Annotated in this window: 4 protein-coding genes and 1 riboswitch; all 4 genes read left to right on the top strand. The window is 65.6% G+C overall.

Going from position 1 to position 2,423, the window contains the following annotated elements; translation table 11 throughout:
* Nucleotides 1–772: hypothetical protein (locus VFP86_20665; GenBank protein ID HET9002061.1), on the top strand; the 772-nt coding region annotated here is incomplete at its 5' end.
* 155 nt (nucleotides 773–927) lie between these two features.
* A riboswitch (cyclic di-GMP riboswitch) is annotated at nucleotides 928–1,008 on the top strand.
* Nucleotides 1,009–1,088: 80 nt separating this feature from the next.
* On the top strand, nucleotides 1,089–1,535 hold the full coding sequence (locus VFP86_20670; GenBank protein ID HET9002062.1) for a type II secretion system protein: 447 nt from the start codon (nucleotides 1,089–1,091) through the stop codon (nucleotides 1,533–1,535).
* Nucleotides 1,536–1,570: 35 nt separating this feature from the next.
* Entirely contained in the window at nucleotides 1,571–1,957 is a 387-nt protein-coding gene (locus tag VFP86_20675; protein HET9002063.1) for a hypothetical protein, read from the top strand.
* Nucleotides 1,938–2,423 (top strand): hypothetical protein (locus tag VFP86_20680; protein HET9002064.1); only part of this gene is annotated, 486 nt, incomplete at its 3' end. The genes VFP86_20675 and VFP86_20680, both read left to right, overlap by 20 nt.

Genomic DNA, 2,423 nt, shown 5'->3' on the forward strand with positions numbered 1-2,423 from the left:
GAAGGCGCGCGCCTCCGCCCAAGAGCAGATCCACGCGGCCGAGCGCGCTGCGGCTGAACATCTCTCGCGTCTGCGAGCGGAGTCGGACCAACTCGTCGAAGAGAGCAACCGCAAGGTCGAGGAAGTCCAGCATACCGCCGAGCAATATCTCACCAGCATCACGGCCAGACTCGACGCCTTCATCCGGGACCGCGAGCACGTGTCCCGGGGGCTCGAGGCGCTGGCCAAGAATCACGCCGAGTCACTGCAGATCATGACGCGGCTGCGCGCAGAGGTGCAGAGCCAAATCCTTCCGGCCGTGCACCGGCTGGTGCGCCGGTTGAAAGGCGAGGACGCCGGCGAGACAGCGGACACGACACCCCTTCCGCTCCCGACGCCCGAGGCGTCCGCGCCCTCCGAGGCGGAGCCCCCCGCGGCGTCAGAGGAGCCCGCAGCGGCTGCGGGCGCGTCCGCGGCCTCCGCGGAAGAACCCGCCGAGGCGTCGGTCCCCGCGGTCCGCTATACCGGGGAGATTGTCGTCAGCCCGATCCACTCGTTTCTGCAGGCCACCAAATTCATGACGGCGCTGTCCCAAATCAAGGGCGTGGCCAGCGTGAAGCTCCGGACGTACTCCGGGGCGAAAGCGGCGATCGAGGTCGTGACAGAGGGCCACACCCTCGCGGGCGTCCACTGCGAAGCCGTCGAAGGGTTCTTGGTCGAGGTGGTCGAGTCCACGGACACCCATCTCGTCTTGCGGATCGGCAGTCCGGCAGCGCGACCAGTCCACGGATAGTCGCGGGGGAATCGTCAGAAATCCTCACCCCGGTCATCCAAGAGTTGCAGCGGTCCTCCAATAGCCTGCTTGCCGCACCCCGCGGCATGGGCGGAACGCAGGATTTTCCCCCGTGACACCGAATCTTCTTATAATAGAGAGACAACTACATAGACCTCACGAACGGGCAAACCCGGAGCAATCCGGGGACGCAAAGCCGCAGGGCCACGTGATCTGTGGTCGGCTGGGTTGCCGAAGAGGGGCCACAGAGTGGGGCGAGGCTCCCTTGGGAACCTCGCCCTTTTTGTCTGTCGCTCGATCGGGGAGAGGGATGCGGATGCTAGGGAGAATCAGAATCGGCCTGGCTCGCGAGCGAGGGTTCACGCTCCTGGAAGCCCTCGTGGCTCTGGCCATGGTCGCCTTGCTCATCGGCGCCGCCGTGGTTTCGATCGGCGGATTCGCGGCCCAGAAGACGCTGGCCGGTTGGAGCGAGTCGATCGTGAACGACATTCGAAGCGCACAGCAGCTCGGGATCGCCCGGCGGGCCGCCGCCGTTGTCACCTTCACCAGCGGCACCCCGCCGAGCTACACGACCACGATCGGCGGCGCCACCGTGCGCAGTCAAACACTCCCCTCGGAACTCACCATCACGTCTACGACGATCCAGTTCAACACGCTCGGTGCCCCGTCGTCGGGCGCGACGCTCGTGGTCACCGACACCCGAAACGGACAGACGATCACGATCTCCGTGGCGGCGCTCACCGGAGCGGTGACGGTCCAATGAGCCCCCGACCCCGAGGCGTTTCCGGAGTGGCTGGGGTGACCCTGCTCGATGTGATGGTCGGCCTCACGATTCTCGCGTTCGTGACCGCGGCCCTGTTGAGCATCTTCATCTCGGGGATCGCCCAGGCGCGGACCTCGGGGGTTCGTGGGGAGGCGGCGGCGTGGGCCCAAAGTGAGCTCGACTATCTGCGCTATGTAGGATACACGAATTCCTGCCTCAGCGCCGGCACCCGCACGATCACCCCCACCTCCGTCCCGTGCACCACGGTCGAGCCCGCGCTCCCGACGGACCTGACCCAGGCCACGGTGCAGGTGGAGAACAACATCGGCCAGACCGGCCTGAAGCGGATCACGATTCAGATCTCCCGGGAATCCGGCATCGTGCTATATAGGGTGGTGACGTATGAGACGCAGTTCCTGTAAGCAGAGGGGCGAAACCGGCCTCACGTTGCTCGAGGTCGTGGCGGCGCTCTCGATCTCCGTTGTCGCGTTTGCGTCCGTGCACCTGACAGCTGGGACCGCCATCCTCGGCAAGCTTCTGACTACAACCACGGTCTCAAAGGAGCAGCAGGGCCGGCAGGTCGTCGAGTGGATCGCCGACCGGGTCCGGCAGGCGGGATTCAACCTGGCCGGGAGTTCGATTCCCCGGTGCCAGGACAAGATCGCGACGCTGACCGGGTACGAGCCGACAACCTCCCGGTTGTGGATCAACGCGGACGTCGACAACGTCGGGACGCCTGAGACGCTCGGCTTTAAGCTCGAGACGGTCTCGGGTGGGACCGCGGTCACCGAAACGATGATCAACTGTGTGACGGGGGCGACGGCGGTCGACCAACCGATCACCTCCCCCACGACGGTCAATGTCTTGGGGTTGACGTTCGGTTATTAC

The organism is bacterium (assembly GCA_035703895.1).
Classification (GTDB): domain Bacteria; phylum Sysuimicrobiota; class Sysuimicrobiia; order Sysuimicrobiales; family Segetimicrobiaceae; genus Segetimicrobium.